Here is a 23589-nt window from a genome sequence, read left to right on the forward strand (position 1 = left end):
AATATGTTCCGGGGCGCAAATTCGCGGGCGGCCTTTCCCCTGCTGCCGGTTCCCCCTGCTGCCGGCGGCAGCGCCCTGTCGCTGTCGCCGGGACGACGTGAGGCCGCCGGCTCCGGTTACGGAACTTTTTTCGGGCTCCTTTTCCTGCGGCCTTGCCCGCTGGCATTCGCTCCATGCCCGGGGAGCGGCGATGCTCCTTCGCAGGGCTTCGAATCCGGCTGTGTGCGGGGGCGTGCGGCGCCGCACGCCCTGGTGCGGATATTCCGTGCCGTATCCCGTGCCGGTTCCCCTCCACCGTCCCGAATACGTCGTGACGCGGTGCTCAGCGCATGATTCTTGCGGGCTCCACAGCCTCTTCCTCGGTGTCGCCGGGGCTGAACTCCTTGTCTGCGAAGAGCTCAGCGAGCCCCGTGATCTGTTTCAGGCGCAGCAGTTCGTCGCGGTCCATGCCGATGTGGCGCATGATCCACTGGTCGGACATCTGTGCCCGCGTCAACTCGGCGACGATTTCGCTCATCAGTTCTACGTTGTGTGTGCCGCGCGCCCGGTTGTGGCGGATGGTCGAGGCCATGCGGTTCGAGAGGTCTTTTTCGATCACCGCCACGGGCAGCAGGCCCCGTTCCCGCTCGTAGATGCGTTTCGACCGCTTGAGCACCAGGTAGCGGTGGTAGCCGTCCACCAGTTCGTAGAGATCCTTTTCGGCATCGTAATAACAAACGCACGGCATCGTGTAGCCGTCCTCCCAGATCGACAGCTCCAGCAGTTTCATTTCGGGCGGGGCTACGACGTTGGGGTTGTAGCTGTTCGCCACGACTTTCTCCACCGGCACGGCCCTGACGTCATAGACAGGGCTCCGGTACGTTGCTTTTGTCGGAGGGTTGCAGTAACGATTCATATTTTTCCATGATTTTATTTCGGCGCTGCGTCTCGCTTTTGTTCGGCGAGAATCCCATGTATTTGCAGGCATGGTCGTTCTTCAGGATGCAAATGCAGATCCGCTTGAACGTCGGCAGCCGGCTGAATTCGGGCAGGTCTATGTCGTCGAGGTATTCCATGCGCACCGGACGTTTGTCCGTCCGGTAGGCGCTCTTGCCGCCGATTTCAATCCGGATTCCCGCCCTTTGCAGCTTTGCGATGGTTTCGTCGGGGAGGCACCCGCCCTTCTCGCGCCAGAAACGGATGCTTACGGAGAGCTTTTCGAGGTAGTTGCTCCGTGTCCGCTCCGGGAGCGTCGAGAGCAGGAAGTGCATGTAACCTTCCCAGGTCATCCCTTTCGGCAGCTTGACCGATTGCCAGCCGGCGGCGGCCGTCCGGCCGTACAGCGCCGCGAAGTTGGCGCCGTTGACCCGGCCGATCATGCGGCCCCACGTGTCCGGGTCGATGGCCTTGTAGAGATGCAGGCTCGAAATCGCCTGCGAGATGAAAGGGCTGGCTACGCGTTGGCTCTCCAGCGGTACGCCGGCCATGTAGAAGAGGTCGTAAATACGGTTGTAGGGCCAGCCGAACCGGCCGTTCGCCGTCCAGATGTCGGTCGTGAGCCAGTCGTAGAGCGGGTAGGCGTTGCAGATTCCGCCGCCGACCCATTGGCGTATCCACCGCTTGCCCGAAAATCGGTGGTGGTTGCGGTCGCTGTATATGGTGCGCCAGCGGTTGAAACTCTCCTGCGTGCGGATGCCGATCAGGCAGCACGTGCGTGCCGCCCGGTTGCGGGCGTGGAGCCACTCGGCAAAGCAATTCTGGAATTCGTAGTCCCACATGTCGTCCCTGAAGAACGGGAAGTCGCGGTGCGTGAGGCAGTCCGCAGGCATCTCTCGCACCCACAGTTCCCGCTTGGACTCTTCCCACGGCCTCCAGTACTGCTGGAACATCGAGGTGCAGGTCAGCACCTTGAACGGCACGCAGACCCGGTAGACGTCGAGTATGTCGGCGTTCGCGGCCAGCGTCCGGTTGACATAGTCGACCGTGTCGCGGTACTGTATCTCGTAGTCCATGTGGAATACCCCGATGCGGCGTTTCAGATGGTGCCGCCGTATGTAGTCGATGCACAGGTTGAGCAGCACGCCGCTGTCCTTGCCGCCCGAGAAGGAGACGTAGACGTTGTCGAAGAGATCGAATACGGTTTTCAGCCGTTGCTGTGTCCGCTCGTAGACGTTCATGGCTGCGGACGTTTATTGTCGTACTGCATCGCGACGTATTGCTTCCACTCCCGGATTGCGGCGAACCCCTCGGTGCGGAATATCTCCGCATGGCGGATCAGCGTGACGGAACGTATCGTATAGTCGCGGCCATAATACCGGACGACCTCCCGCAGGAACCGCGCGAGCAGCTGCGGGTCGTCGCCCGAGACATAGTAGTTGTTGATCCTTGCGATCCCGTTGTCGGTAATCTCCACCGGCACGAATCCGTAGACATTTTCACCTTCCCAGGCGACGAACCACGTATGCGAACGCGAAGTCCAGAACGGATAGTTGTTGTTCTGGCGCAATACGCTGCGCCGCATGACCAGAGGTGCGACGAGTGTGTAAAGGCGCGGGGAGGTTCCGTCCAGTTTTTCGATTGTCATATTCCCGATGCCGCACTTGCGGACTGAATATTGTATATTTGCGACTGAATGTGTTGGGTACGTGGGTTGTCATCACAAATATAAAAAATTACGCCCGTTTTCTCAAATTTTTCGGCCTCGGGGATAGATGTTTCGATCCGGTTCCCGTCCGGAAAGCACCGCCGGAAACCTGTAAAAACAACCGGGGAAGCCCCGGCGGGAAATTCAACCCCGGCTTTCCATGCTGTCTGCCGAGGGGTTGACGGTCACCACGTCCTGCTCTATCTGCCGCTGCGTGGGCGACCCGTCTTCGGTGGCGGGGGTGATGGGGCCGCCTTCGGCGAGTATGTCGTCGGGGGTGATCTGGGTGACGGGGATTCCCTGCATGCCTTGCGGTTGCCTTACGGCAGCCTGAGCGGCCTCTTGTCTGCGGGACGGATGGTGTTGGACGGTGTTTTTCATCGGTTCTTTTTTGGGAAGAGTGCTGCAAAGGTCGTACCGCGATGGGGAAGGGCGTCGCTGAAGGCACCGAAGTCCGGCATGCTGGGCTTCGTCCGTGGTTTTCTCCTTTTCCCGTTGGCTGTACCCTGGGCATGGCTGTCCGTTGTGGCAGGAAGCCGTGAGTTTCCACCGCCCGAGGCGTACCATGCTTCCCGGCGTTGGCGTACCGTTTCGCCGACACCTACCCGGGTGGGGCGTCAGCAGGCTGGCGCGTGCGGGGCTGGTCATTATTTTCTGCCTGCCGTTCGAGGCCATGTGGAGCTATTTCGCATGGATGAACCAGACACTGGCGATGGTCACGCTGTGGATGATTACGGCCTACCTGAACAAACGGGGCCGCAACCGCTGGGTGGGGCTCCTGCCGGCGCTGGTCATGACCTATGTCTGCATGTCCTATGTCTTTATATCGCCGCTTATGTGCGGCATGCGCGACCGGGCAGCGGCCTACCTGCTGGGCGGCGCGCTGACACTCGCTATACTGATAACCATGATTTTTAAAATGCGCCGCGATGCAAAAAGCATATCTTAACCCCACGCCCGACCAGACTTTCGAAATCGTCGGCGACGGGCCGTATAATTTCACCAGGGTTTTGGCACACACCCGTGAGCTGGAGGCCGCGGGGAATGTCGAAGATGCCTGCAATGAACGTTACCAGGCATTCCAGCGACTTGCGGGGTTGCTGCCCGAAGACGAAGAGATCAACCTCGAATGGAGCCACCGCAATTCGCAGTCTGCGCTCGAACTGATCCGTGCCTCGGCCATCGACCACTTTCTGATCAACGATTTCGAGATGTCTGCGGCGCTGCTGGAGATGCTCCTGGAGCTGGATCCCGAAGACCACCTCGAGGGGAGCGAACTCTTGGCGTTCGATTACCTGGCGATGGACGAGCAGGAACTGTTCGACGAAGTGATAAACGACGTTTCGGACAAATGTGCCAGCCGCGGGATATTGCTGCTCTGGTCGGCATTCCGTCGTGAAGGGACGCTTCCCGAAGGGGAGTTGCTGCATTTCAAGACGCGGTTTGCGCCTTTCTTCCGGGAATTTACGGCCGCCGAGCACCCTGCCGACGATGCTTACCTGCGGGATATCGAGGGCGAACGTCCCTCCGTGCAGGCACAGGCGCGCGAACTTTGGTTGCAGACCGAGAACCTGTGGGTATTGTGGCCCAGGTTTATCGCTGCGCTGCAGGCTGCGCAGTAGTACCTTTTTATCGCTTGTTGTAAATCTTCATTTCCAGTCCGCCGTATTCGTTCATCAACTGCGGATAAGGTAGTACGCCGTTTGCGTCGGCCCATCGGAAATAGAGCTGCGCCATCCGATTGACCCTGCGGGGATGCCGGGCCGATAGGTTGTGCTGTTCGGTACGGTCGTGCGCGATGTCGTAGAGTTCCCACTGCTGTCCGTTGTAGTAGGAAGCCACGAGTTTCCATCGTCCGAGGCGTACCATGCGGTTACCCTCGTGTTCGGCGAAGATCGGACGGTCGGGAAGCGACCGCCTCTGAGCAAGGGGCAGGAGCGAGATCCCTTCCGTAGGTGCCAGCCGGCGTTGTTCGTACTGCTCGGGATATGCTATTACTGCGGCATCGAGGCAGGTCGCCATGATGTCGATGAGATGGCAGGGCTGATGGTCGATGCCGCCCGGGTGCTTCACCCGGTCGCCCCACCATAGAATGCTCGGAGATGATATTCCGCCTTCATGTGCGAAATGCTTGTAGAGGCGAAACGGGGTGCAGCAGACATTGGCCCAGCCGGTGCCGTAGTGGTGATAGGTACCGGGCTGTCCCATGCCGGCAAGTTCATCGGCGGTGTGGATGTGGTAGTTCGTGCCGCTGCGGCCGTCGAATCCGAACTCATGCCATTCAGCGCAGGCTCCGTTGTCCGAGAGAAAGAGTATAAGTGTGTTTTCCAATTGCCCGTTGTCGCGCAGTGCTTCGATAAGGCGGCCGATATTGCGATCCATGATGTCGACCATGGCTGCATAAATAGCCATACGGCGTGCTAAGTCGTGTTGCTGTTCTTCCGAAAGCGTGTCCCACGCCGGAATCGGGCGGGTGCGGTCGATAAACTGGCTTGCCGGCACTTCGCCCCGGCCTGCGGCTCGCTCTTCGTCGGACAACAATCCCAGCTGGCGCAAACGTACCTCGCGTTCTTCTCGGATTGCATCCCAGCCTTTCAGATAGACCGCCATGTAATGATCGATGCGTTCGCGGGGAGCTTGTAGCGGGAAATGCGGGGCGTTGTACGCCACATGCAGGAAGAGCGGTTTGTTCCGTTCGCGGGCTTGTGCCGCGAAATCTATGGCGTAGTCGGTAATGGCATCCGTGGCGTAAAATTCATCCCGGGCATAATCCCGCTGGGGTGCCGTTTTGGGTAGTCGGACATAACGTTCTGGATTCCAGTAGGTCATGGCGCCGTTGAGGAATCCGTAAAAGTCGTCGAAGCCGCAATCGACGGGGGTATACGCCTTTCCCATGTGCCATTTGCCCGCCATGGCGGTATGATAACCTGCTGCGCGGAGCGCTTCGGCGATGGTGAGGTTGTTGTCCTGGCGATAGCCCCGGTAAGCTTCGGGCCATGCTTCCCGATGTTCGCGCACCATTTCGCCGATACCGACCCGATGGGGATAGAGTCCTGTCAGAAGGCAGGCTCGCGAGGGGCAACTGCGACCCGAATTGTAGAGTTGTGTGAGCCGCAGGCCTTCGGCCGCCAGCCGATCCAGTACGGGCGTTTCGATCTCGCCCCCGAAGCATCCCGGATCGGAAAAACCGAGGTCATCGGCCAGGATGACGACAATGTTGGGCGGCGTCTGAATGTGCCGGGCCGATGCCGTGCCGGCAGCGGTCAACACGACCGGGAGAAAAAGGATTCGGGGATTCATGGCCGGAGCGTGACGATAGTGAATGAGATGCGGCGGTAGAGGTCGTCTTCGTCGCCGTTTTCATAGAGCACGCCTATGCGGTTGCGGTCGAGCCGTACCAGGTCGGAATAGGCCGCAGGGCCGGGGCAGACGGTTGTCAGATGGATCCATGTACGGCCGTTGTCGCGGCTCTCGCACAGCGAGAGGTTATGGCGGCGGCGCGGGTCGTGTGGGTTGCAGAAGAGTAGGTGTCGGGTGGGGCGTTCGCCGCGTGTAAGGTTCAGCAAACTCCCCTGGCATCGCGGTTCGACCAATTCGGGATGCTCTCCCTGGCAGCACCAACTCGTCCCGCCGTCGCGGCTTACGGCGTAAAGCCGAAGGCTGTCTCCGCGTTCGTAGTGACGCATGTTCAGCAGCAGCGAGCCGTCTGCGAGTTCGGCGACCGTGCTTTCGTTCCCGCCTCGCTGTGAAACGGCTCCCAACTGCCATGTGAGACCTTCGTCATCAGAGAAGAGCAGTTGCGAGTAGGATTCGACCCGTCCGTCGTTTCCCAGCCGTTTGTGGTTGGCCGGCACGACGATACGCCCTTTGTGGGGTGTGCGGCGCTTGACGATGGCGTGGCACGGGCCGGTAGCGTACCATGTCCACTCCGGGGCCTTGACCTCGGAGGTGATCTCTTCGGGATGGCTCCAGGTTCGTCCGTGGTCTTCGGAGCGGAGCACGAAAACGCGCCGGGTATCGACGCTTGTGTGGTTTTCGATCTGCCGTTCGCGGTCGCAGCCGCGGTTCCAGGTTGCGAGCATGACGATCCGCCCGTCGCTGAGGATCGCGGGTGCCGGGTTGCCGCAGGTGTTGCTGCCGTCATCCCAGACCGTCGTGATCGGGCCCCATGTGTGTCCGTCATCTTCTGATCGGCGCATCACCAGGTCGATGTCGCCGCTGTCGCGTTTGTCGTGCCGACGCGCCTCAGCGAAGGCTATCAATGTACCGTCGCCCGTGCGGATGATAACCGGGATGCGGAATCCTGCATAGCCGGCCTCCCCCTCGGTATAGACTGTGACCGCTTCGCCGACGGCGGGGGCGGCGGAGTCACGGACGGGCTTGCCTGCGGCGGTAGATGCCGCTGCCGCTTCTGCGGTCAGCATTATGCCGAGGAGCATAATTCCCCCGGCAAGGCTTCGCAAAGTCTGTTTCATGGTAATTGGTATGTGTGGCGGGTTACTGCTTGTGGCGTTCGAGGTAGATCGTGTAGAGTTTGAAATGCTCGACGATGGCATGTTTGTAACCTTCGAGATCGCCGCGTTTGATGTATTCCAGCAGATGGCGGTGGGTGACCAGCTCGCAGTTCTGGATAAGTTCCTGCTCGATGGGTTCGAAGAAGTCGCGGTATTTCTCCTTTACGAAATCCAGTACCGGGTAGATGATATCCTGAAATTCTGAGATGATGCGGTTGCCCGTGATTTCATAGAGTTTCGTATGGAAGCGGTGCTCGCTGATGGGGGCGTATTTGTTGTTGCCGATCACCTGGCTCATCTCGACGATCTGTTCCAGCTCTTCGATGTCCTGCGGGGTGAGGTTGCTGAAAATGTTGTTGCTGATACCGATTTCGAGCGCTATGCGGAATTCGAGTATGTCGCGTAGCGTCGCCTCGTTCATCAACAGCGGATTTATGCAGCGCTTCATGCCGCCGAGCAGCGAAGGTTCTCCCAGGATCATGCCTTTCTTGGTGCGGGAGACGATCATGCCGGTCATCTTGAAACGGCTCAGTGCTTCGCGCAGAACCGGACGCCCGACACCCAGCGATGCGGCCAGTTCTATCTCGTTGGGAATGCTGCTGCCGGGGCGCAGGCCCTTCTCCTTGAAGAAGCGGATCAGACTCTCTTCGACACTGTCGACGAGCGTGGTATTGCGGTTGTCCAGTTTCAGAACCTCCATCTGTGGTAATTTTTTGTAAAGATACGAATTATTTTTTTGTTATGTCAAATTATTCGGACAAATCAGGTGTGTCATTCCGTCTGCCAATCGAATTTTTTTGGGCGTTCGACCGTTTGATGGTATTTGCGGCCGAAACGATCCGTGATGACCACTTCGAGCGGCGTGTCCGGGGCCGAGGCTTCGACCGAGAACATGTGCGGATTGGCGACGGCGCGGAAAGCCGTGGGACGTGTGGGCAGCGCATCCCGGCGGATCAGGATGTAAAGCGGGTCTTTTGCCCAAACCTGCTCGACTTTCAGGTCGCGGCCTTTTTCGCGCACCTGCACCGTCCATTGGCTGTCCCAGTTGTAGACGTTGATCAGACAACGGTTGCTGCCCGGCTGTCCTCCGAACTCCTCGGGTACCCGGTTCAGGTCGTAGACGCGGAACTGGTTGCAGTCGGCCCGGTAGCCGTTGGGCTTGAATTGCCAGCTGGCCCTGTTGCCGCGGTAACGCAGGATCAGATAACCGCCGGGGGAACCGTCTTCGCTCACCAGCCGGCTTTCGGGGCCGTTGATCTTCCACGACACGGCCGATGCCGAAACGAGCGTGTGCTGGAAAATGCGGTCGGTCAGCGGGATGTTGATGAACCGGTGGTTGTGGCCTGTCAGGAAGCGCACGTCGTCGAACCGTGCCAGTAGCGGCATGATCTGGTCGTACATGACCCGTTGGCCCTCTTTGGCCGCGAATTCAGGGGTGCCGTCACTACCCATGCCTGTCCAGTCGGCGACAGGTACGTGCATGCAGACGACGAGCGGAGTGCTGCTGTCGACGGTTTCCAGGTCGCGGCCCAGCCAGCGGAGCTGGCGCTCGTCGAGTTGGTAGTCGTTGCGGGACGGGCGCCTGCCGTTTTTGAGCGCCCCTTTGCGCACGATGATATTGTCGAGCATGACGAAATGCACCTTCCCGAGGTTGAACGAGTAGTAGTTCGGGCCGATGATCTGCCGGTAAGGGCGCTGTGCGATGCTGTCCCATTGCGCATCGGGGACTGCCGGGTCGACGAACCGCTCGTTGTCATGGTTGCCCGGGATGTGGAAGATCGGCGAGGGGTAGGTTTTCATCACATCGAGGTATTTACGCAGCGCGAAGTCGTTTTTGTGCCACATGATGTCGGTGGTCATGTCACCCAGGTGGAGCGAGTAGACCGGGCCTTTGGTATGCTCGATCTCTCGTGAGATGTCGGGCAGGTACCATTTGCGGAACTGCGGCAGGTCGAGCTCCTCGGGGTCGCCCCGGAGGTGTGTGTCCGTCGAAATGAAGAGCGTGAAGTTGTCGTTAGGGCGTTTTTCGAGTTGGAAATCGACCACATCGAGGTCGCAGTGGGTCGTGTAACCGAAAAAACGCGGAATCAGACCGTCGGTGGCTGTTTCGTAACCCCCGGGGATGGACATGAATACATATCCGCAGGGTTTCGAGGAGTGCATTTCGTAATGTCCGTCGGAGTTTGTCCGTACGACCTGTTCGCCGTCTGAAACAACGACCCCGGCGACGGGTTTCCCTTTACAGGTAACCCGGCCCACGATGTTGGGCTTCTGCGCCTGCGCACACCAAGCGGCGCAGAGTGCGGTGAATAAGAGCAGTTTTTTCATTTTTATTTTCTGTGAACGGAAAGAGCCGGGGAAAGGTACCTGGGGCACCCTCCCCCGACTGATCCGGGTCGTTTTATTTGTCTTTCACGCAACGGATCTGCATAGCCTGGTTACGATAGCCGAGATCTTCGGTGTCGGCATGGACTTGGGCCGTACCGATAGCCGGGGCATACAGGAACATGTAACGACCTGCCGGACGGAAATAGAGCAGTCCCGAAGCATAGGTCGTGGCCGTCTTCGAATATTGGTTGTCCCCGCCCGTGAACATCGAGCGCGACCAGTAGAACGCGGCGTTGTTCGACTCCACGACGGTGCCGGTAGCGTCGCGGCGTCCGCCGCAGGGGAAGACCAGCGTCTCTACTGCCGGGTCGGTTTCATGCTCTGGCCAGAAATTCCGGGCATCTGCTGCTTTGGGGAAGTCGGCCGAAGCGTCGGCTTTGAGCCGGTCGATGCGCAGGATGTTCTCGCCGCCGGTCATGTGGTTCTGCGTGTCCTTCTCATGGGTCTTGGAGTAGGAGGGCGGCGTTGTGGTTTGCGTACCGCCTTTGTTGATCCACAGGTAGCGGACATACCAGGCGTCGGCCGTACCCTTGTGTTTGATGCCGGAGTGGAACATGGTTTCCGTATCTGTGGCGATGGCTCCCGATCCGAAACCTACATAGGAATGCGTCACTCCGTTCGGAAGCACTTCGGCTGCTTTTTGCTGGCCGTTTGCGAAAACCAGGGCGTTGTTGCGATAGAGCATGACGTCGGCCATCTCTTCATAGGTCGGCAGTCGCCAGCCCTCAGGGCAGGGATTCTTCGTGACGGATTCCCAATATTGGTCGAAGGAGCCTTCGACGCCCTGCGAGTTCCAATCCTGCGTTTCGCCCGTATAGGCGATGAATGCCGGGCTGGCAAGAGCCTCCGAGGGGGTCATCTGCTCCGATACGGTCTCTACGTCGCCTGTTGCGGGGAACGGTACCGTGCGGCCCCACTGGTAGAGGTACCCGAAGCTGCGTACGTCGTTGGCAAAGGCCTGCGAGGCCCTGAGCGTGGCGCCGATCGAACGATCCATCCACTCCAGGTTGCCGAATTTGATCGTCTTGACGCCTGCGAGACCCTGCTGGATGACCTTGACGTTGCAGGTAGCACCCCCGGCATTGACGGCGAAAGAGGCTGTCCGGTCTTCTCCGAGATTCTCTTTGAGCGTGCGGATACGGATTGTCCCCTCCTTGACGATGACGGCGTCGTACCAATCCTCCGATCCTTTTTCGACCTCGGCCGAGCCGTCGACGTTGAGAATGTAGCCTATCGTGAACCCGTAGTTCGGCTCGGGCGTAAAGGGCAGCGTCACGGTATTCTTGTCCGAAAGCCATTCGCCCGTGATCTGGATGGCATCCACTTCGGCCGCACCGCTGAAATCGGGCGACAGCACGGCCGTCACCTCCCCGTCCCGGTTACGGAGCGTCAGTTTGTAGTCGTAGTCGGCGTAAAGGGTGCTGGCAAGCGTGGTTTTGCATGTAAAATCGGTTCCCGAGAGGGTGCCTTTCACCGTGACGGCCGTTTGGTTGGCTGTTGCCGGCAGCAGGTAGAAAGCTCCGGCCTCCTCGCCGGGGATGAGGTCGGCTGCTGCGGGATAGTCGACGGTCGGCAGGTCGACCGAAATGGTCTTGACAAAAGGATAGACGCTCGCCGAGGCTCCCGAGACGGAGACATCCGAGAGGACGATCTGCCCGGGGTGCATGTTGCGAAGCGATATCTTGGTGACGGTACGGGCCAGGCATACCGGCACATGGGCATTGCCGGCGCTGGCGATGAAGGTCGTGCCGGCCATGACGAAGGGGGCTGCCGGGGTCTTGGCACCCTGGGGGGTCACGACGACACCGTTGCGGAAGTCGTCGAGCGCCGTGGCCGGAGTACTTTCGGTCGCTTCGTCGAGCGTGACGAGTGGCGGAAGCGTGACGCTGCTGCCGGCATTGCCCAGCACGAAGACATGCTTCTGTCCGGAGGTCGGAAGTACGATCTGCTCGTTGCCGATGCGGTAGTTGTGTGTCCCGGCGATTTTTTCGGGTTCCATGGGGACGATTCCCTGCTTGTAGTATTGCAGGGCATTGGCCGTAACGTCGAAAATATAGATGTCGTAGCTCGTGACGGCCCTTTCGTCGTCCGAGGCGACCGTGCGGGTTGAGACCATCGTACCGCTGACCTGCACCTCGACGCTCATTTCGGCCTGTTGCCGGTTGTTTTCCAACACGCTGTTCTCGTCGTACAGTTCGGGTGAGCATGCTGCGACGAGGAGCCCGCAAAGGAAGCTTATGGTTCGTTTTTTCATGACTCGGAGGGTTTATTCGTTGATATATTTTGCAATCGTAGCGGCAGGGATCTTGCGGAACGAGATCTGTTCGCGGTAGACCGATGTCCCGTTTTCATAGAGTACGCCGACGCTGCCGTCGTCGAATACGACCATATCCGAATAACCGGATTTGCCGTCGGTGATCTGGTAAACATCCGTTTTCCATGTGGCGCAGTCGTCCAGGCTGGCGCGGATCGAGAGATGCTCACGAGCCGTGCTGTTGTTGCTGCTGGCCAAGATGACGGACGAGGGTACTCCGCTGGTATTGTAGTTTACGATCGAGCCCTGGCAGCCCGGATCCGTACGCAGCGGATTGGAGGCGTATCTGCTCCAGGTGATGCCGCCGTCCCCGCTGACGCTCCAGCCCCGCTGGTTCTTATAAGCTCCCGTGCCGCGCATGTCGAGATAGATACGGCCGTCGGACAACTCGACCGGCACGCATTCGTTGCCGTAATGCAGTTCTTCGTTGAGTTCGAGCATGTGCCAGGTCTCGCCGTTGTCGTCGGAGTAGGCGACGTGCGAACCATAATAATTCTCATCCTCCGAATTGGCATTCACGGCCACTCCGTCGAAAATCTGGTACTTATGGTCGCAGCCGACGAGAATGCGTCCTTTGTGCTGGCCGGTCTTCAGCTGAATGGCGTGTCCGGGGCCTGTTTTAAAGAAACTTGTCCACAGGTAGCGGCCGGGATCCGAATTGCGGTTTTCGGTGAACCACTTGAACGGGCCCGCCCAGGTTTCGCCTTCGTCGTCGGAATAAAAGCAGACCACATGACAAGCGTATCTTTGTGACTCTTCGAATGAGAAATAGTTGCTTTTGAATTTAGCTTCGGTAGTTCCGGTGCGCTGCCAGCAGCAGAGTATCACCAGACGCCCGCTTTCGGTATAGACCGCACAGGCATTTCCGCAGGTGTTGTCCTCGTCGTCGAACAGAACCTGCGAGGGGCCCCAAGTCTGTCCGTCGTCGGTCGAAACCCGGTAGACCAGGTCGATGTCGCCTCCGTCTTTGTTTGTGGAGCCGGTCTCTTCGCGCGCCTCGCAGAAGGCGATCAGTTTGTGCGGGGTACGCACCAGTCCCGGGATGCGGAAGTTGTGTATGCGTTTGGTGGGATAGACGGCCCCCTTGTTTTTCCACAGTACCTGTGTCGTCCCGGCTGTAAGGTCGATCCCTTCATCGAGATCGTGGGTCGGCGAGCCGAACTCGAAGGAGTCGCCGCATGCGGCGGCCGCCATCGCCAGCACGGGAAGCAGAAGTTTCAGTATTTTGGTTTTCATCGTAGCGTGTTTTTTAGTTGTAACCTACCGTTTGACGGATATTCGGGTTTTCGTTCATGCAGGCAGTAGTGATGGGCCACAGCAGGATGTTGGTCTCGTTCTGGCGGCCGCGGAGCGATTCGATCTTCGTAAAGGCATAGCCCAGGCGGATGTAGTTCCACCAGCTCTTGCCTTCGCCGGCAAATTCCTTCAGGTATTCGGTCATCAGCGACTCCTTGAAACTGTGGTAATCCGAGGAGGCGTAATAATTGTCGATCCCATAAGCCCTCTTGGCGACACGGTTGAGGTACGTGAGCGCCGCCGGGGTGTTGCCCCGTTCGTTCTCTATCTCCGCCTTGAAGAGCAATGCTTCGGCGTAGCGGTAGAGCGGCAAGTCGGAGATGAAGTAGCGCTTGTTGTCGGCCCATTTGCCGGCGAACTTGTTGACCCATGTATAGCGGTAACCTTCCTCTTCGTCGGTCCAGTCTCCGTAACTGACCGGAGTGCGGGTGTCGCGTTCGTCCTTGTAGAGAAGTTCAACGAGGCTCGGCGAGAAAATGAAGCGCTGGTCGTCGGAGGTCATCAGCTTGACATGCGTTTCGATATGTTCGCTGGCCGAATGGAAACGGGTTTGCGGAATGAGATAGGTGCTGGCGTAGCCGCCTTCGTACTCTCCCTGTCCGAAGTGGAGCGTGAGGATAATTTCTGCATTGTTCTTTTTCGTGATGTCGAAGATGTCGGCATAGGAGCCGACCAAATCGAGCCGCGAATCCTTGAACACCTCGGTGAGGGCTTCGTCGGCGGCCGTGAGGGCCTCGTCGCCGCCTTCGCGGGTCTGATAGAGCCAGAGGTTGTAGTCGGCTTTGAGCATTTGGACGGCACTGCGCGTGGCGATGGTACAGTCGGCAGCCGATGCCGGCATCAGGCGGAGCGCATCCTCGATGTCGCGGGCTACCTGCCCGTAGATCAGTGCCGCGTTGCTGCGCGCAGGCTGCAGATCGCTGTCGCTCGACTCGAAACCCTCCAGGAGCAGCGGTGCGTCGCCCCATACGCGGGCGATGTTGTAATAGGTGTAGGCGCGCACGAAATGGGCATTGGCCAGAATGAGGTTCTTCAGGTTTTCGTCCGAGAACGGGATTTCCGGCACATGGCGCAGGATGAGGTTGGCATTGTTGATGGTCGTGTAGCTCGAACCCCAGTTGGTGCCTTTGGTTTCGCTGCTGTCGAGTGCGTTGTTGAACATCTTGTCCGCCGACCCCGAGCCGCCGGCTCCGTTGGTGAAGGTTCCTGCACGGTAATCGCCCCAGTAGATCATGGCTGTCTGGAACGTTGCGCGGAACTGATGGTACATGCCGTAGAGGGCGCCCTTGGCATCGCCTTCGTCGATCCACATGTTAGAAGTCGTGATTTTGCTTTTCTGGATGATGTCCATGTCGCCCAGGCACGAAGCGGAACCCGCTGAGGCCGCTACGAGCAGCACGAGTTTTATGAGTCTGTTTTTCATGACGGTTCTTACAATAAGTTAATTAAAAGATCAGACGTACGCCGAACGAGAAGCGCCGGATCGGGGGATAGTTGTAGAATACGTCGCCGTCATAGGTGGTCGACGATCCCGCCTCGGGCGAAATACCCTTGACTTCGGTGAAATAATAGAGGTTGTTGCCCGATACGGTCAGCGTCACCCCTTTCAGGCCTACCTTCGTAAAGAGCTTCGACGGCAGCGAGTATTGAAGCGTAATCTCGCGCAGGCAGAGGTAGTCGCCCTTGTACGTGAACGTATTGGTGGCGCGGCGATTGTAGTTGTCGTTGCCCCAGTTCGAGTCGTTGGCGTAGAACTTGGCGTATTTGGTTTTGTCGCCGGGCTTTTTCCACGCTTTCAGCACATCCTTGGCCAACGCGTAGTTGTTGGTGAAGGTGCCGTAGAAATAGCGCGAATAGGATTCGTCGAAGATCGAGTGTCCCGTGGCCCAGTCCAGATAGAGCGACAGGGTCCAGTTTTTGAGCCGGAATGAGTTCTGCAAGCCTCCGGTGAAAGGCGGGACGGTGACGCCCAGGCAGAACTGGTCGGCCGTAGTGATCTGTCCGTCGCCGTTCCGGTCTGCCCATTCATAGTCTCCGACGCGTTTGGCGCCTTTCTGGGGCAGACGCGACAGGGCATCGTAGTTGGCATTGGCAGCCTGCTCTTCGGTCTCGATGATACCCGTGGCCACATAGCCGTAGAAACGGTTGAGGGGCTCGCCTTCGGCGATGCCGCCGAAGAAAGTGCCGTCGCCCAGGGCGATGCCGCCCGTGCGGTTTTTGGCGATCCCGTTGTCGGGCAGTTTGAGTACTTTGTTCTGCTGGTAGCTCAGTACGAGCTTCGACTCCCAGCTGAAATTCTTTTTCACGATGTTGCGGGTGGTCAGTTCCAATTCGTAGCCCCAGAAGCGGACTTTCCCGAGGTTGGTCCAGAACTTCGAGAAGCCTGTTGTGTTGGGCAGATTCTGTTCGTAAAGCAGGTTGCGCGTGCGTTTGTCGAAGAAATCGGCGCTCACGTAGATGCGGTTCTTGAACAGGCCGGCTTCGATACCTATGTCGAGCTGGTTCGATGTTTCCCACTGCAGTTTCTCGTTGGGCATCTCCGAGGGCTTGATGCCCGAGTTCCCGTTATACATATAGCTGGCGCCATAGGAACCGTAGGCGTCGTAGATACCCACCGAGGCGTTGTTTCCGGTGGAGCCGTAGCTGGCGCGCAGCTTGAGGAAATTCAGATGGCGGATGTCGTTGAGCCAGGGCTCTTCGGTCAGCACCCAGCCGCCCGAAATGCCCGGGAAGAAGCCCCAGCGGTCGTCCTTGGCGAATTTCGACGAGCCGTCCTCACGGAAGGTGGCCGTCAGGAGGTATTTGCCTTTGTAGTCGTAGTTGAGGCGTCCGAAGAAACCGATCTGGCATTCGGCCTGCTCCGACGAGGAGATATCGTCGGGTTCGAAGACCGAGGAGCCGTTGATGGTGGTGACTTTGTCCGAAGTGCCGCCCGAACCGGCCATCTTGACCGTTTCGTAATCGCGTTTCTGGTAGGAATAACCACCCATGATCGAGAAATTGTGATCCTCGGCGAACGTTTTTTTGTAAGAGACGTAAGCCTCGAGTTTCTGCCGTTCGGTCATGGTCTGACTCCACGACGATTTCCGCGTGGCGTCGAAGACATTGGCTTTGATGAACTGCTTGGTTTTCGAGTCGGTGCGGAAGAACGACCCCTGCACGTTGGCCGTCAGGCCGTCGATGATTTCCCATTTCAGGCCTCCGATGAGCGACAGGTAGTTTTTTTGGTTGCTCCTGTCGTAATACTTGTTGTAGAAGAGCGGGGTTTGCGACGAGGAGTTGTAACCCTCGACCGGCGATCCATCCTCGTAGTAGGCGTTCATCGTCGGCGGGTTGGCCAGGGCGCGGGATATGGTGTTGCGCTGGTTGGCATAGGCCTCGGTGTTGGTGCGGGCGAAATCCACGCCGAAGCTGGCCGTCAGCCGCTTGGTGATCTTGGCGTCGAGGTTGCTCTTGAAGTTTACACGGTCGTAACCCGTCGAGAGGGCCACGCCTTCGTCGTCGGTATATCCCAGGCTGGCCGAGTAGCGCACCCGTTCGCCGCCGCCGTCGATTCCTAGGTAATAGTTCTGCCACCATGCGCCGTTATAGAGCAGGTCTTGCCAGTCGGTATCCCGGTACATGATCGTTTTCGAAGGGTTGATCGGATCGGGCATGGTTTTGTACCCGGCGGGCAGCACATCGGTTTCTGGATCGTAATAGCGGGTCGAAAAGATGCTGTTGGGTTTGTTGCCGACACCTGCCGAGTGCGCTCCGTTCAGGTAGCTCAGGGCATCGGATGCGCGCGAGGGGATGCTTAGGTATTCGGCGACCGCCGTGCGGACGACTTCGATGTATTCGCGGGCGTTCAGGAATTCGATCTCGGTCTCGGTGTCTTGCCACGCCCAGTTGGCTTCGAATGTGATGCGGGGAGCCTTGTTATAACCGCCGCGCTTGGTGGTTACGAGGATGATTCCGTTCGAGGCCTTCGCGCCGTAGATTGCCGACGAGGCCGCGTCTTTCAGTACGTCGATCGAGGCGATGTCGTTGGGGTTGATGGCTGAGAAGTCGCGTTCGACACCGTCGACGAGCACCAGCGGGGAGTTCGAGCCGTTGATCGACGAACCGCCGCGGATCTGGTAGGAGAATCCGCCGCCGGGCGAGAAATTGGTCTGCGTGACTTTCAGACCGGCGATCTTGCCTTTCAGGCCTTCGCCGACGGTCGAAATCGGAATGTTTTGCAATGCCTCACCGTCGAGTTTGGCGATCGAGGAGGTTACCGACCGCCGAGACTGCTCGCCGTAGCCGACCACTACGACCTCATCTACGGCGATTGATTCGGGAGCCAGCTCCACGTTGACGCGACTCTGCGAGCGGATGACGGGAACCTCCTGCGTCCGGTAGCCGATGAACGATACGACCAACGTGGCATCGCCGTTCGGCAGGTCGAGCGTGAAGTTGCCGTCCGAGTCCGTGGTGATACCCTGGGTCGTGCCTTTGACGATGACCGAGGCTCCGACGACGGCCTGATCCTTGTCGTCCGTAACCCGGCCTGTCAGGCGGTGAGTCTGAGCCCAAACGCTCGTTCCGGCGAGCAGAAACGCCAGACAGAGAAGGCATCTCGATGCGACGCTCCATCCTCCATATCCGGAGTCGAAACGCCTCTTTGTTGTAGAGTTTTTCATTTGGCGGAAATTTTAGATTTCATGATATAGGGTTGGTTGTTATTTATTTGTTTTATAAGACAAATATATCCGGTAGGAATTTTCTCACGATGACAGGTTCGTGAAGAAGCTGTTGAAATCGGGTTACGCACGGGTTTTTCGTTTTCCGTAGATGGTCAGTGAATCGGTGTCTCGGTTGCTGCGGGGCACGCAAAGACTTGCGATATAACCGACAATGAAGCACGAAAGGAATCCGGTGGTGGAATAGAGCAGTAAATTGACATACCCGCTGCGGGATACGAGTATCTGTACGACAATGCTGGCTGCGATGCCGCACAGGGCGCCAAACGTATTGGCGCGTCGTGTCGTGAGGCCCAGCAGGAACAAGCCGCCCAAGCCGCCGAGCAATATGCCGAGGATCTTTGAAAATTCGTCCCATAGCGATTTGATCTCCCACGAGGCCATCATCAATGCGAAGCCTACGCCGACGAGCCCAAGTACGAGGGTAGAGAGGCGTGCCGTACGCAGCAGTGCGCGGCCGTCGTGCGTGGCAGGGCGGAGTTTGCGGTAGATATCCGTGACGAAAGCCGTGGCGGCGGAGTTCATGCTGCTACTGAGCGTCGACATGGCAGCGGCGAAAAGGCCGGCGATAATCAATCCCAGTACGCCCGACGGCAGTTGAGTGCTGATATACCACGGCAGGATGGCATCGCTGTCGCGGACAGCCATGCTCAGCTCCGTTGGATAGTGGCGGTAGAAAGCCCACAGCGCCGTGCCTACCAGAAAGAAGAGGATGGTGGCCGGGATGGTCAGTGCGGCGTTGACGTAGACGCCTTTGCGCGCTTCGCGCTCGGTGGCGGTCGTCAGGTAGCGTTGAACGATGGTCTGGTCGGTTCCGTAAATGGTGATATTGGTAAAGAAGGTTGCGATCAGCACCGTCCACATCGTTGGCTGGCGCAGGTCGAAGGCCGTCGAGCCGAAGTCGAACTTCCCGGCTTCGGAAGCCGATGCGACGATGGTTCCGATATCCTCGGGAAGCTGAAGACAGACGATGACCAGCACCGTGACGGCTGCGCCCAGAAGCACGACGACCTGTAAAGCCTCGGTCCATGCTACGGCCTCGATGCCGCCCATGAGCGTGTAGGCGAGACTCAGGACACCCATCAAGGTTATGCAGAGGAAGATGTCGAATCCCGTGACGACATTGAGTGCGATCGACGGCAGTAACAGTACGACGCCCATGCGCCCGATCTGGAAGAGGATGAAGGCAATGCTGCACAGGACGCGCACGAGGGGATTGAACCGTGCTTCGAGGTATTCATAGGCGGTGGTGACATTCAGCCTGCGGTAGAAGGGGATAAACAGCAGCACGATGACGGGTACCGCCAGCACGATGCCCGAGTTGAAGAGCAGGTAGCTCCAGTCCGTGGCATAGGCCTTGGCCGGGATGGCCATGAAAGTGATGGCGCTCAGCGCCGTGCCGAAGATGCTCAGTCCGACGATGAACCACGGGATGCGTCCCCCTCCCTTGAAATAGTCGTCGGAAGTCTTCTGGTTTTTCGAAAAGTACCAGCCGATGAGGGCCAGCGAAAGGAAATAGAGGGTGATAACGCCGATATCGAGCCCCGTCAGGCGGTGGATGGTACTTTCGAGTGTTCCCCGCAATAGGACGGGGGTGCGGACGCCCGGGCGTACTTCACCGCTTGTGACCATTATCCCGTCGTTGTCGGGGAGGACATTCGTTGTGACCGGAAGGACGATCCCTTCGGGTACCGGGGTCTCTGTAAGCGTTCCTGTGATCGTATGGTAGAGCCTTAGCAACTGGTCGTCGGAATTGTTCCCGTTGCGGCCGCCGATCAGCAGGATGTGGTTGGTGCCGAATGGCGCCGCTGTCCCGGCCATGACCGGGAACTCTCCTTCGAGTGGTATCCAGGTACCGAGCCGCGGATTGTAGCAGTAGCCGTCATGGTGGACGTCCCAGGCTGTATCGCCTGAAAAATCGCGGCCGCTGAAGAGGTAGAAACAATTGTCGAACCCGTCGCTTTGCGGGGCCGCTACGGCGAATGCCCGGGCCGGCCCGGGCCATGGCGGCATCTCACGCCACCCGCGTTCGAGGTCTTGGAGATCGAGCATGAAGAAATTGCGGGTCGCAGCGGCTCCCTTCACCTGCTCGATTCCACCGGCTACGTAGATATGATGTCCGACCAGGGCCCCTGCGGCGTTGGCCAGGGGGCGCGGCAGCGGAGGCCAGGGCGTTAAGCGTGGCTGGTTACCGTCGAGCGTCAGCAGCAATACCTGGTTCGTGCATTCCTCGGCGTTGCAGCCGCCGATGCAGAGCACGCCTTCGGGCAGCGTGACCGAAACACCGTAGGCCCGCGGTGCGGGCAGGGCATCAGGTATGATTTGCCAGCCTTGGGAAGTGTCGTATATATATAAATCCCGGTGGTATTTTTTCTCGCCGTTCGCAGCGGGTGTGCGGTCGGGAAAATTGGCCCCGCCCGCGATCAGCAGCTTTCCGTCGATGCGGCCCGAGAAGACACCGGCTATTCCGATGTTGGGCTTCCCGTCGATTTGCGGCAGGGTAAGCGAGGAGTTCCAGCGGATGGCATCGGTTTCCGTCAGTTGTGTGGTGGGAACACCGGCTGTCGAAACTGCTGCCCAGAATATAAGTAAAATGTTTAGAGTCAGGTTTTTCATGGGTCGGTTTGGGTTGGCGGGTGTTGTTATTTTGCAAAGCCGATCCGGTCGAGTTCTTCGCTTAGCTGGCGCATCTCGGACTCGGTGTAGGGCGCGAAGGGCAGCCGGCAGTCGCCGCAGTCGATTCCCAGGTGGTTCATAATGGCTTTCCCGCCGCGGACGCCCCCGCCGTGGCGGATGATGATGTGTACGATGTCCGCCGATTCCTGTTGAAAGCTACGGGCGCGTTCGATGTCGCCTGCGAGGAAAGCATCGTAGAGGTTCCGGTAGGTCGGCAGCGAATAGTTATAGGTGCTGCCCACGCCTCCCCGGGCCCCCACGGCCATGCCGCAGAGTAGCATCTCGTCGAAACCGTTAAGGATGTCGAAACGCCCGTCTTCGAGACGGATGCACTCGAGCATCTCCATGAAGTTGTTAGAGGTGAATTTGATACCGTTCAAGTTGGGGATTTCGCGCGAGCCTTTTTCGAGAAATTCCTTCATCGGCAGGTTTATGCCTGTTACCGAGGGCATGTGGTAGGAGTAGAACGGGATCGGGGCGATGGCCGCGGCGATCGGTTTGTAGAACGCCACGAGTTCCCCGACCGATGCGGGTTTGAAATAGAACGGAGCAATGGCACCGACCGCGTCTACTCCCAGGCCGGCGGCATGGCGTGCGAGTTCGATGCAATCGGCCTGGCACGTGCCGCCGACGTGCGCAATGACTCGCATCCTGCCCGAGGTGGCGTTAACCCATGCTTCGAGAACGCTTTTGCGCTCGGCAATGGTCATTGAAGTGCATTCGCCTGTCGAGCCGCAGACGAAAACGCCGTCGGCACCATCGGTAACGAGTTTGTCGGCATAGGGTTGGATTTGCGCGAGGTTGATTGCGCCGGTTTTGTCGAAAGGTGTGAATACGGCAGGCGTGAGTCCGGAGAGCTTGATCATGGTATGGGTGTTTATAAGTTTTTTTAATAATAAGACTGAATAATCCTATTTGTATGACAAATATAGGGAGATAAAATGAAAATCCAAAAAAGTTCACTGTTTTTTTCATTTTTTTTGGAAGAAGCCTACGTAGTTGGGATTTTTTTCGTCAGGCGGTATACTGTCGCAGGCGCTCGCCTTTCCCGACGGAGCGGCCGGTAAAATGCCGGGGCTGGCGGGAAAGGTATGGAATTCCGCATGGTATTTGTCGAAAAGTCCGCAACGGCAGCCGCGAATCCTTATTCATATCCCGAAAGGCGCTGCCGCCTCGCGAGTCGTTGCTGCCCCGAAATGACCGTGGACGGGCTTTCCGTGCGATGCGGAGGATTCCGGCTGGCTATCTCCTTTTCTCGAAATGCTGGTAGTCCTTCAGGCTTTTCCAGTGGCCGCCCCAGGTGAATCCGTGGCGCAGGAACTCCCGGCAGCAGGGGTCGTCCTCGGCGATCTTGTAAGGGAAATCCCGTGTCCGGTCGGCATAAGGGGCTGCTTCCGCGGGGTCGACGACCGTGCGGCCGCCGTTCGTTTTGACATAGGGGTTGTAGAGCGGGTTGATGTCGACGGCCATGCCCCGGCTGTGGCTGGAGAGCACCCCGGTTCCTGCGACGAACCGGAAGTTGAATGCCGAAGAGTTGTTGGCCCGCATCGAAGGGCCGTCCTGCGCGTCGTATTCGTCGATCAGCACCATGCGTTCGATGGGGTAGGAGGCGTCGTAAAGCACCCGGAAGATATCGAGCAGGTCGCCGCAGATCGCTTCGTTGCAGACCAGTTCGCCCAGCAGGGTTTCGCCTGCGAGGTTGCGGTGCAGCACCCGCAGGTAGCGGAGCTCCGAGCGGGGGACGGTGCAGTCCGCCTTGTAGGATTTGCCGTACATACGCGCGAAGAGCGCGTCGTCGATCTCCGAACTGGCGAAGCAGCGGTCGATGCCGTATTCCGCCACCGCTTCTTCCGCGACCTTTTCCCCGGCATGCCATGCGCGGAGCCGCTCCGCATCGCCGTTTCCGGCGTATGCGCCGCCGATTTCTGCCAGCAGCAGCATGAATGCTGCGAGCCGTTTCATCATCCCGGCCGGGTTACAGTTCTTCGAGCCGTGCCACGGGCGAAACGTCGAGCGACGAGAAATCGCCGTGCTGGTAGTGGAAATAGCCTGCCATGGCGATCATTGCGGCGTTGTCGGTCGTGAACTTGAATTCCGGCAGGAACGTGCGCCAGCCGCGCCTGCGGCCCTGCTCGACGATGCCGTTGCGCAGTCCCGAGTTGGCCGATACGCCCCCGGCGATGGCGATGTCGCGTATGCCCGTGTCCTTCGACGCCCGCACCAGTTTGTCGAGCAGTATCTCCACGATCGTGCCCTGGAGCGATGCGCAGAGGTCGGCCTTGTTGCGCTCGATGAAATCGGGGTCGTCGGCCACGGCGTCGCGCAGCATATAGAGGAACGAGGTCTTGAGCCCCGAGAACGAGTAGTCGTAGCCGTCGACATGAGGATGCGCCAGGCGGAACGCTTTGGGGTTGCCCTCCTTTGCCAGACGGTCGATCACCGGGCCGCCGGGGTAGGGCAGGCCCATGACTTTGGCGCATTTGTCGAACGCTTCGCCTGCGGCGTCGTCGATCGTCGTGCCGATGATCTCCATATCGAGCGGCGAATCCACGCGTACGATCTGCGTATGCCCGCCGCTGACCAGCAGGCAGAGGAACGGGAAGCCGGGATGGGGCAATTCGCGGTCGGGCAGGTCGATGAAGTGCGAGAGGATATGCCCCTGCAGGTGGTTGACCTCGACCATCGGGATGTCGTGCGCCACCGAGAGCCCTTTGGCGAACGATACCCCGACGAGCAGCGAACCCAGCAGCCCGGGGCCGCGCGTGAAGGCGATGGCGTCTATCTCCGCGACGGTAAGCCCGGCCTCTCGGAGTGCCGTGTCGACCACCGGGATGATGTTCTGCTGGTGTGCCCGCGAAGCCAGTTCGGGGATCACGCCGCCGTATTTTATGTGCACGGCCTGGGAGGCGATCACGTTCGACAGCAGCAGGTTGTTGCGGATCACGGCAGCCGACGTATCGTCGCACGAGGATTCGATGCCGAGAATTGTAATATCCATCCGGTTATTCGTTTTTTTTAACTATTTTAGTTAAATTTGCAGGTTATAACGACCTA

General features: G+C 58.8%; 18 protein-coding genes. 2 read left to right on the forward strand and 16 right to left on the reverse strand.

The window, feature by feature from the left end; translation table 11 throughout:
* Nucleotides 1-322: 322 nt before the first annotated feature.
* The 4 genes from NQ559_RS12090 to NQ559_RS12105 form a co-directional block, all read right to left on the reverse strand.
* The gene (locus tag NQ559_RS12090; RefSeq protein WP_026318567.1) at nt 323-895 is read right to left on the reverse strand and encodes an IbrB-like domain-containing protein; all 573 of its coding nucleotides are present in this window, start codon (nt 893-895) and stop codon (nt 323-325) included.
* Entirely contained in the window at nt 840-2156 is a 1317-nt protein-coding gene (locus NQ559_RS12095; RefSeq protein WP_018696876.1) for a DUF3440 domain-containing protein, read from the reverse strand. Before NQ559_RS12095 ends, NQ559_RS12090 begins: the two co-directional genes overlap by 56 nt.
* Nucleotides 2153-2563 carry a hypothetical protein gene (locus NQ559_RS12100; RefSeq protein WP_018696877.1) on the reverse strand — a complete coding sequence of 137 codons (411 nt, stop codon included), beginning with the start codon at nt 2561-2563 and terminating at the stop codon, nt 2153-2155. The genes NQ559_RS12095 and NQ559_RS12100 overlap by 4 nt, the downstream gene beginning before the upstream one ends.
* 204 nt (nt 2564-2767) lie before the next feature.
* Nucleotides 2768-3004: a hypothetical protein gene (locus NQ559_RS12105; protein ID WP_154654060.1), complete on the reverse strand. Its 237-nt coding sequence runs from the start codon at nt 3002-3004 to the stop codon at nt 2768-2770.
* A gap of 184 nt (nt 3005-3188) precedes the next feature.
* Between NQ559_RS12105 and NQ559_RS12110 the strand changes: the two genes are divergently transcribed.
* Both NQ559_RS12110 and NQ559_RS12115 read left to right on the forward strand, forming a co-directional pair.
* Entirely contained in the window at nt 3189-3572 is a 384-nt protein-coding gene (locus NQ559_RS12110; protein ID WP_018696879.1) for a carbon starvation CstA 5TM domain-containing protein, read from the forward strand.
* Entirely contained in the window at nt 3553-4245 is a 693-nt protein-coding gene (locus NQ559_RS12115; RefSeq protein ID WP_244062008.1) for a tetratricopeptide repeat protein, read from the forward strand. Before NQ559_RS12110 ends, NQ559_RS12115 begins: the two co-directional genes overlap by 20 nt.
* 7 nt (nt 4246-4252) lie before the next feature.
* Here the strand turns inward: NQ559_RS12115 and NQ559_RS12120 are convergent, their stop codons facing one another.
* The 12 genes from NQ559_RS12120 to tsaD form a co-directional block, all read right to left on the reverse strand.
* Complete coding sequence (locus NQ559_RS12120) at nt 4253-5923, reverse strand: arylsulfatase (protein WP_018696975.1); 1671 nt, start codon at nt 5921-5923, stop codon at nt 4253-4255.
* Nucleotides 5920-7098, reverse strand: coding sequence for a sialidase family protein (locus NQ559_RS12125; protein WP_244062009.1), 1179 nt, complete (start codon nt 7096-7098; stop codon nt 5920-5922). Before NQ559_RS12125 ends, NQ559_RS12120 begins: the two co-directional genes overlap by 4 nt.
* Before the next feature lie 22 nt (nt 7099-7120).
* Complete coding sequence (locus NQ559_RS12130; RefSeq protein ID WP_018696973.1) at nt 7121-7837, reverse strand: FadR/GntR family transcriptional regulator; 717 nt, start codon at nt 7835-7837, stop codon at nt 7121-7123.
* A 71-nt stretch (nt 7838-7908) separates the two neighbouring features.
* A complete protein-coding gene (locus tag NQ559_RS12135) occupies nt 7909-9465 on the reverse strand; it encodes a calcineurin-like phosphoesterase C-terminal domain-containing protein (RefSeq protein ID WP_018696972.1) in 1557 nt (518 codons plus the stop codon).
* Between the two features lie 73 nt (nt 9466-9538).
* Nucleotides 9539-11779 (reverse strand): fimbrial protein, encoded by a 2241-nt coding sequence (locus NQ559_RS12140; protein ID WP_018696971.1) that lies wholly within the window; start codon nt 11777-11779, stop codon nt 9539-9541.
* Nucleotides 11780-11791: 12 nt separating this feature from the next.
* Nucleotides 11792-13075 (reverse strand): sialidase family protein, encoded by a 1284-nt coding sequence (locus NQ559_RS12145; protein WP_018696970.1) that lies wholly within the window; start codon nt 13073-13075, stop codon nt 11792-11794.
* Between the two features lie 13 nt (nt 13076-13088).
* On the reverse strand, nt 13089-14558 hold the full coding sequence (locus tag NQ559_RS12150; protein ID WP_026318587.1) for a RagB/SusD family nutrient uptake outer membrane protein: 1470 nt from the start codon (nt 14556-14558) through the stop codon (nt 13089-13091).
* Between the two features lie 22 nt (nt 14559-14580).
* Complete coding sequence (locus NQ559_RS12155; RefSeq protein WP_018696968.1) at nt 14581-17799, reverse strand: SusC/RagA family TonB-linked outer membrane protein; 3219 nt, start codon at nt 17797-17799, stop codon at nt 14581-14583.
* Between the two features lie 123 nt (nt 17800-17922).
* A complete protein-coding gene (locus tag NQ559_RS12160; RefSeq protein WP_018696967.1) occupies nt 17923-20475 on the reverse strand; it encodes a sodium:solute symporter family protein in 2553 nt (850 codons plus the stop codon).
* Nucleotides 20476-20501: 26 nt separating this feature from the next.
* On the reverse strand, nt 20502-21401 hold the full coding sequence (locus tag NQ559_RS12165) for a dihydrodipicolinate synthase family protein (RefSeq protein WP_018696966.1): 900 nt from the start codon (nt 21399-21401) through the stop codon (nt 20502-20504).
* A 376-nt stretch (nt 21402-21777) separates the two neighbouring features.
* Nucleotides 21778-22500 (reverse strand): M15 family metallopeptidase, encoded by a 723-nt coding sequence (locus NQ559_RS12170; protein ID WP_018696965.1) that lies wholly within the window; start codon nt 22498-22500, stop codon nt 21778-21780.
* Between the two features lie 10 nt (nt 22501-22510).
* Nucleotides 22511-23533, reverse strand: a complete 1023-nt coding sequence (gene tsaD / locus NQ559_RS12175) for a tRNA (adenosine(37)-N6)-threonylcarbamoyltransferase complex transferase subunit TsaD (protein ID WP_018696964.1) — start codon at nt 23531-23533, stop codon at nt 22511-22513.
* Between the last annotated feature and the right edge of the window lie 56 nt (nt 23534-23589).

Origin of the sequence: Alistipes onderdonkii, from assembly GCF_025145285.1 — a bacterium.
In the GTDB taxonomy this organism is placed as follows: domain Bacteria; phylum Bacteroidota; class Bacteroidia; order Bacteroidales; family Rikenellaceae; genus Alistipes; species Alistipes onderdonkii.

What these genes read in the sequence shown, in the direction of transcription:
- NQ559_RS12135 (WP_018696972.1), bottom strand. Translation starts at nt 9,465, where the DNA reads ATGAAAAAACTGCTCTTATTCACCGCACTCTGCGCCGCTTGGTGTGCG.
- NQ559_RS12105 (WP_154654060.1), bottom strand. Translation starts at nt 3,004, where the DNA reads ATGAAAAACACCGTCCAACACCATCCGTCCCGCAGACAAGAGGCCGCT.
- NQ559_RS12110 (WP_018696879.1), top strand. Translation starts at nt 3,189, where the DNA reads ATGCTTCCCGGCGTTGGCGTACCGTTTCGCCGACACCTACCCGGGTGG.
- tsaD (WP_018696964.1), bottom strand. Translation starts at nt 23,533, where the DNA reads ATGGATATTACAATTCTCGGCATCGAATCCTCGTGCGACGATACGTCG.
- NQ559_RS12125 (WP_244062009.1), bottom strand. Translation starts at nt 7,098, where the DNA reads ATGAAACAGACTTTGCGAAGCCTTGCCGGGGGAATTATGCTCCTCGGC.
- NQ559_RS12115 (WP_244062008.1), top strand. Translation starts at nt 3,553, where the DNA reads ATGCAAAAAGCATATCTTAACCCCACGCCCGACCAGACTTTCGAAATC.
- NQ559_RS12145 (WP_018696970.1), bottom strand. Translation starts at nt 13,075, where the DNA reads ATGAAAACCAAAATACTGAAACTTCTGCTTCCCGTGCTGGCGATGGCG.
- NQ559_RS12095 (WP_018696876.1), bottom strand. Translation starts at nt 2,156, where the DNA reads ATGAACGTCTACGAGCGGACACAGCAACGGCTGAAAACCGTATTCGAT.
- NQ559_RS12155 (WP_018696968.1), bottom strand. Translation starts at nt 17,799, where the DNA reads ATGAAAAACTCTACAACAAAGAGGCGTTTCGACTCCGGATATGGAGGA.
- NQ559_RS12140 (WP_018696971.1), bottom strand. Translation starts at nt 11,779, where the DNA reads ATGAAAAAACGAACCATAAGCTTCCTTTGCGGGCTCCTCGTCGCAGCA.
- NQ559_RS12160 (WP_018696967.1), bottom strand. Translation starts at nt 20,475, where the DNA reads ATGAAAAACCTGACTCTAAACATTTTACTTATATTCTGGGCAGCAGTT.
- NQ559_RS12165 (WP_018696966.1), bottom strand. Translation starts at nt 21,401, where the DNA reads ATGATCAAGCTCTCCGGACTCACGCCTGCCGTATTCACACCTTTCGAC.
- NQ559_RS12150 (WP_026318587.1), bottom strand. Translation starts at nt 14,558, where the DNA reads ATGAAAAACAGACTCATAAAACTCGTGCTGCTCGTAGCGGCCTCAGCG.
- NQ559_RS12090 (WP_026318567.1), bottom strand. Translation starts at nt 895, where the DNA reads ATGAATCGTTACTGCAACCCTCCGACAAAAGCAACGTACCGGAGCCCT.
- NQ559_RS12130 (WP_018696973.1), bottom strand. Translation starts at nt 7,837, where the DNA reads ATGGAGGTTCTGAAACTGGACAACCGCAATACCACGCTCGTCGACAGT.
- NQ559_RS12120 (WP_018696975.1), bottom strand. Translation starts at nt 5,923, where the DNA reads ATGAATCCCCGAATCCTTTTTCTCCCGGTCGTGTTGACCGCTGCCGGC.
- NQ559_RS12100 (WP_018696877.1), bottom strand. Translation starts at nt 2,563, where the DNA reads ATGACAATCGAAAAACTGGACGGAACCTCCCCGCGCCTTTACACACTC.
- NQ559_RS12170 (WP_018696965.1), bottom strand. Translation starts at nt 22,500, where the DNA reads ATGATGAAACGGCTCGCAGCATTCATGCTGCTGCTGGCAGAAATCGGC.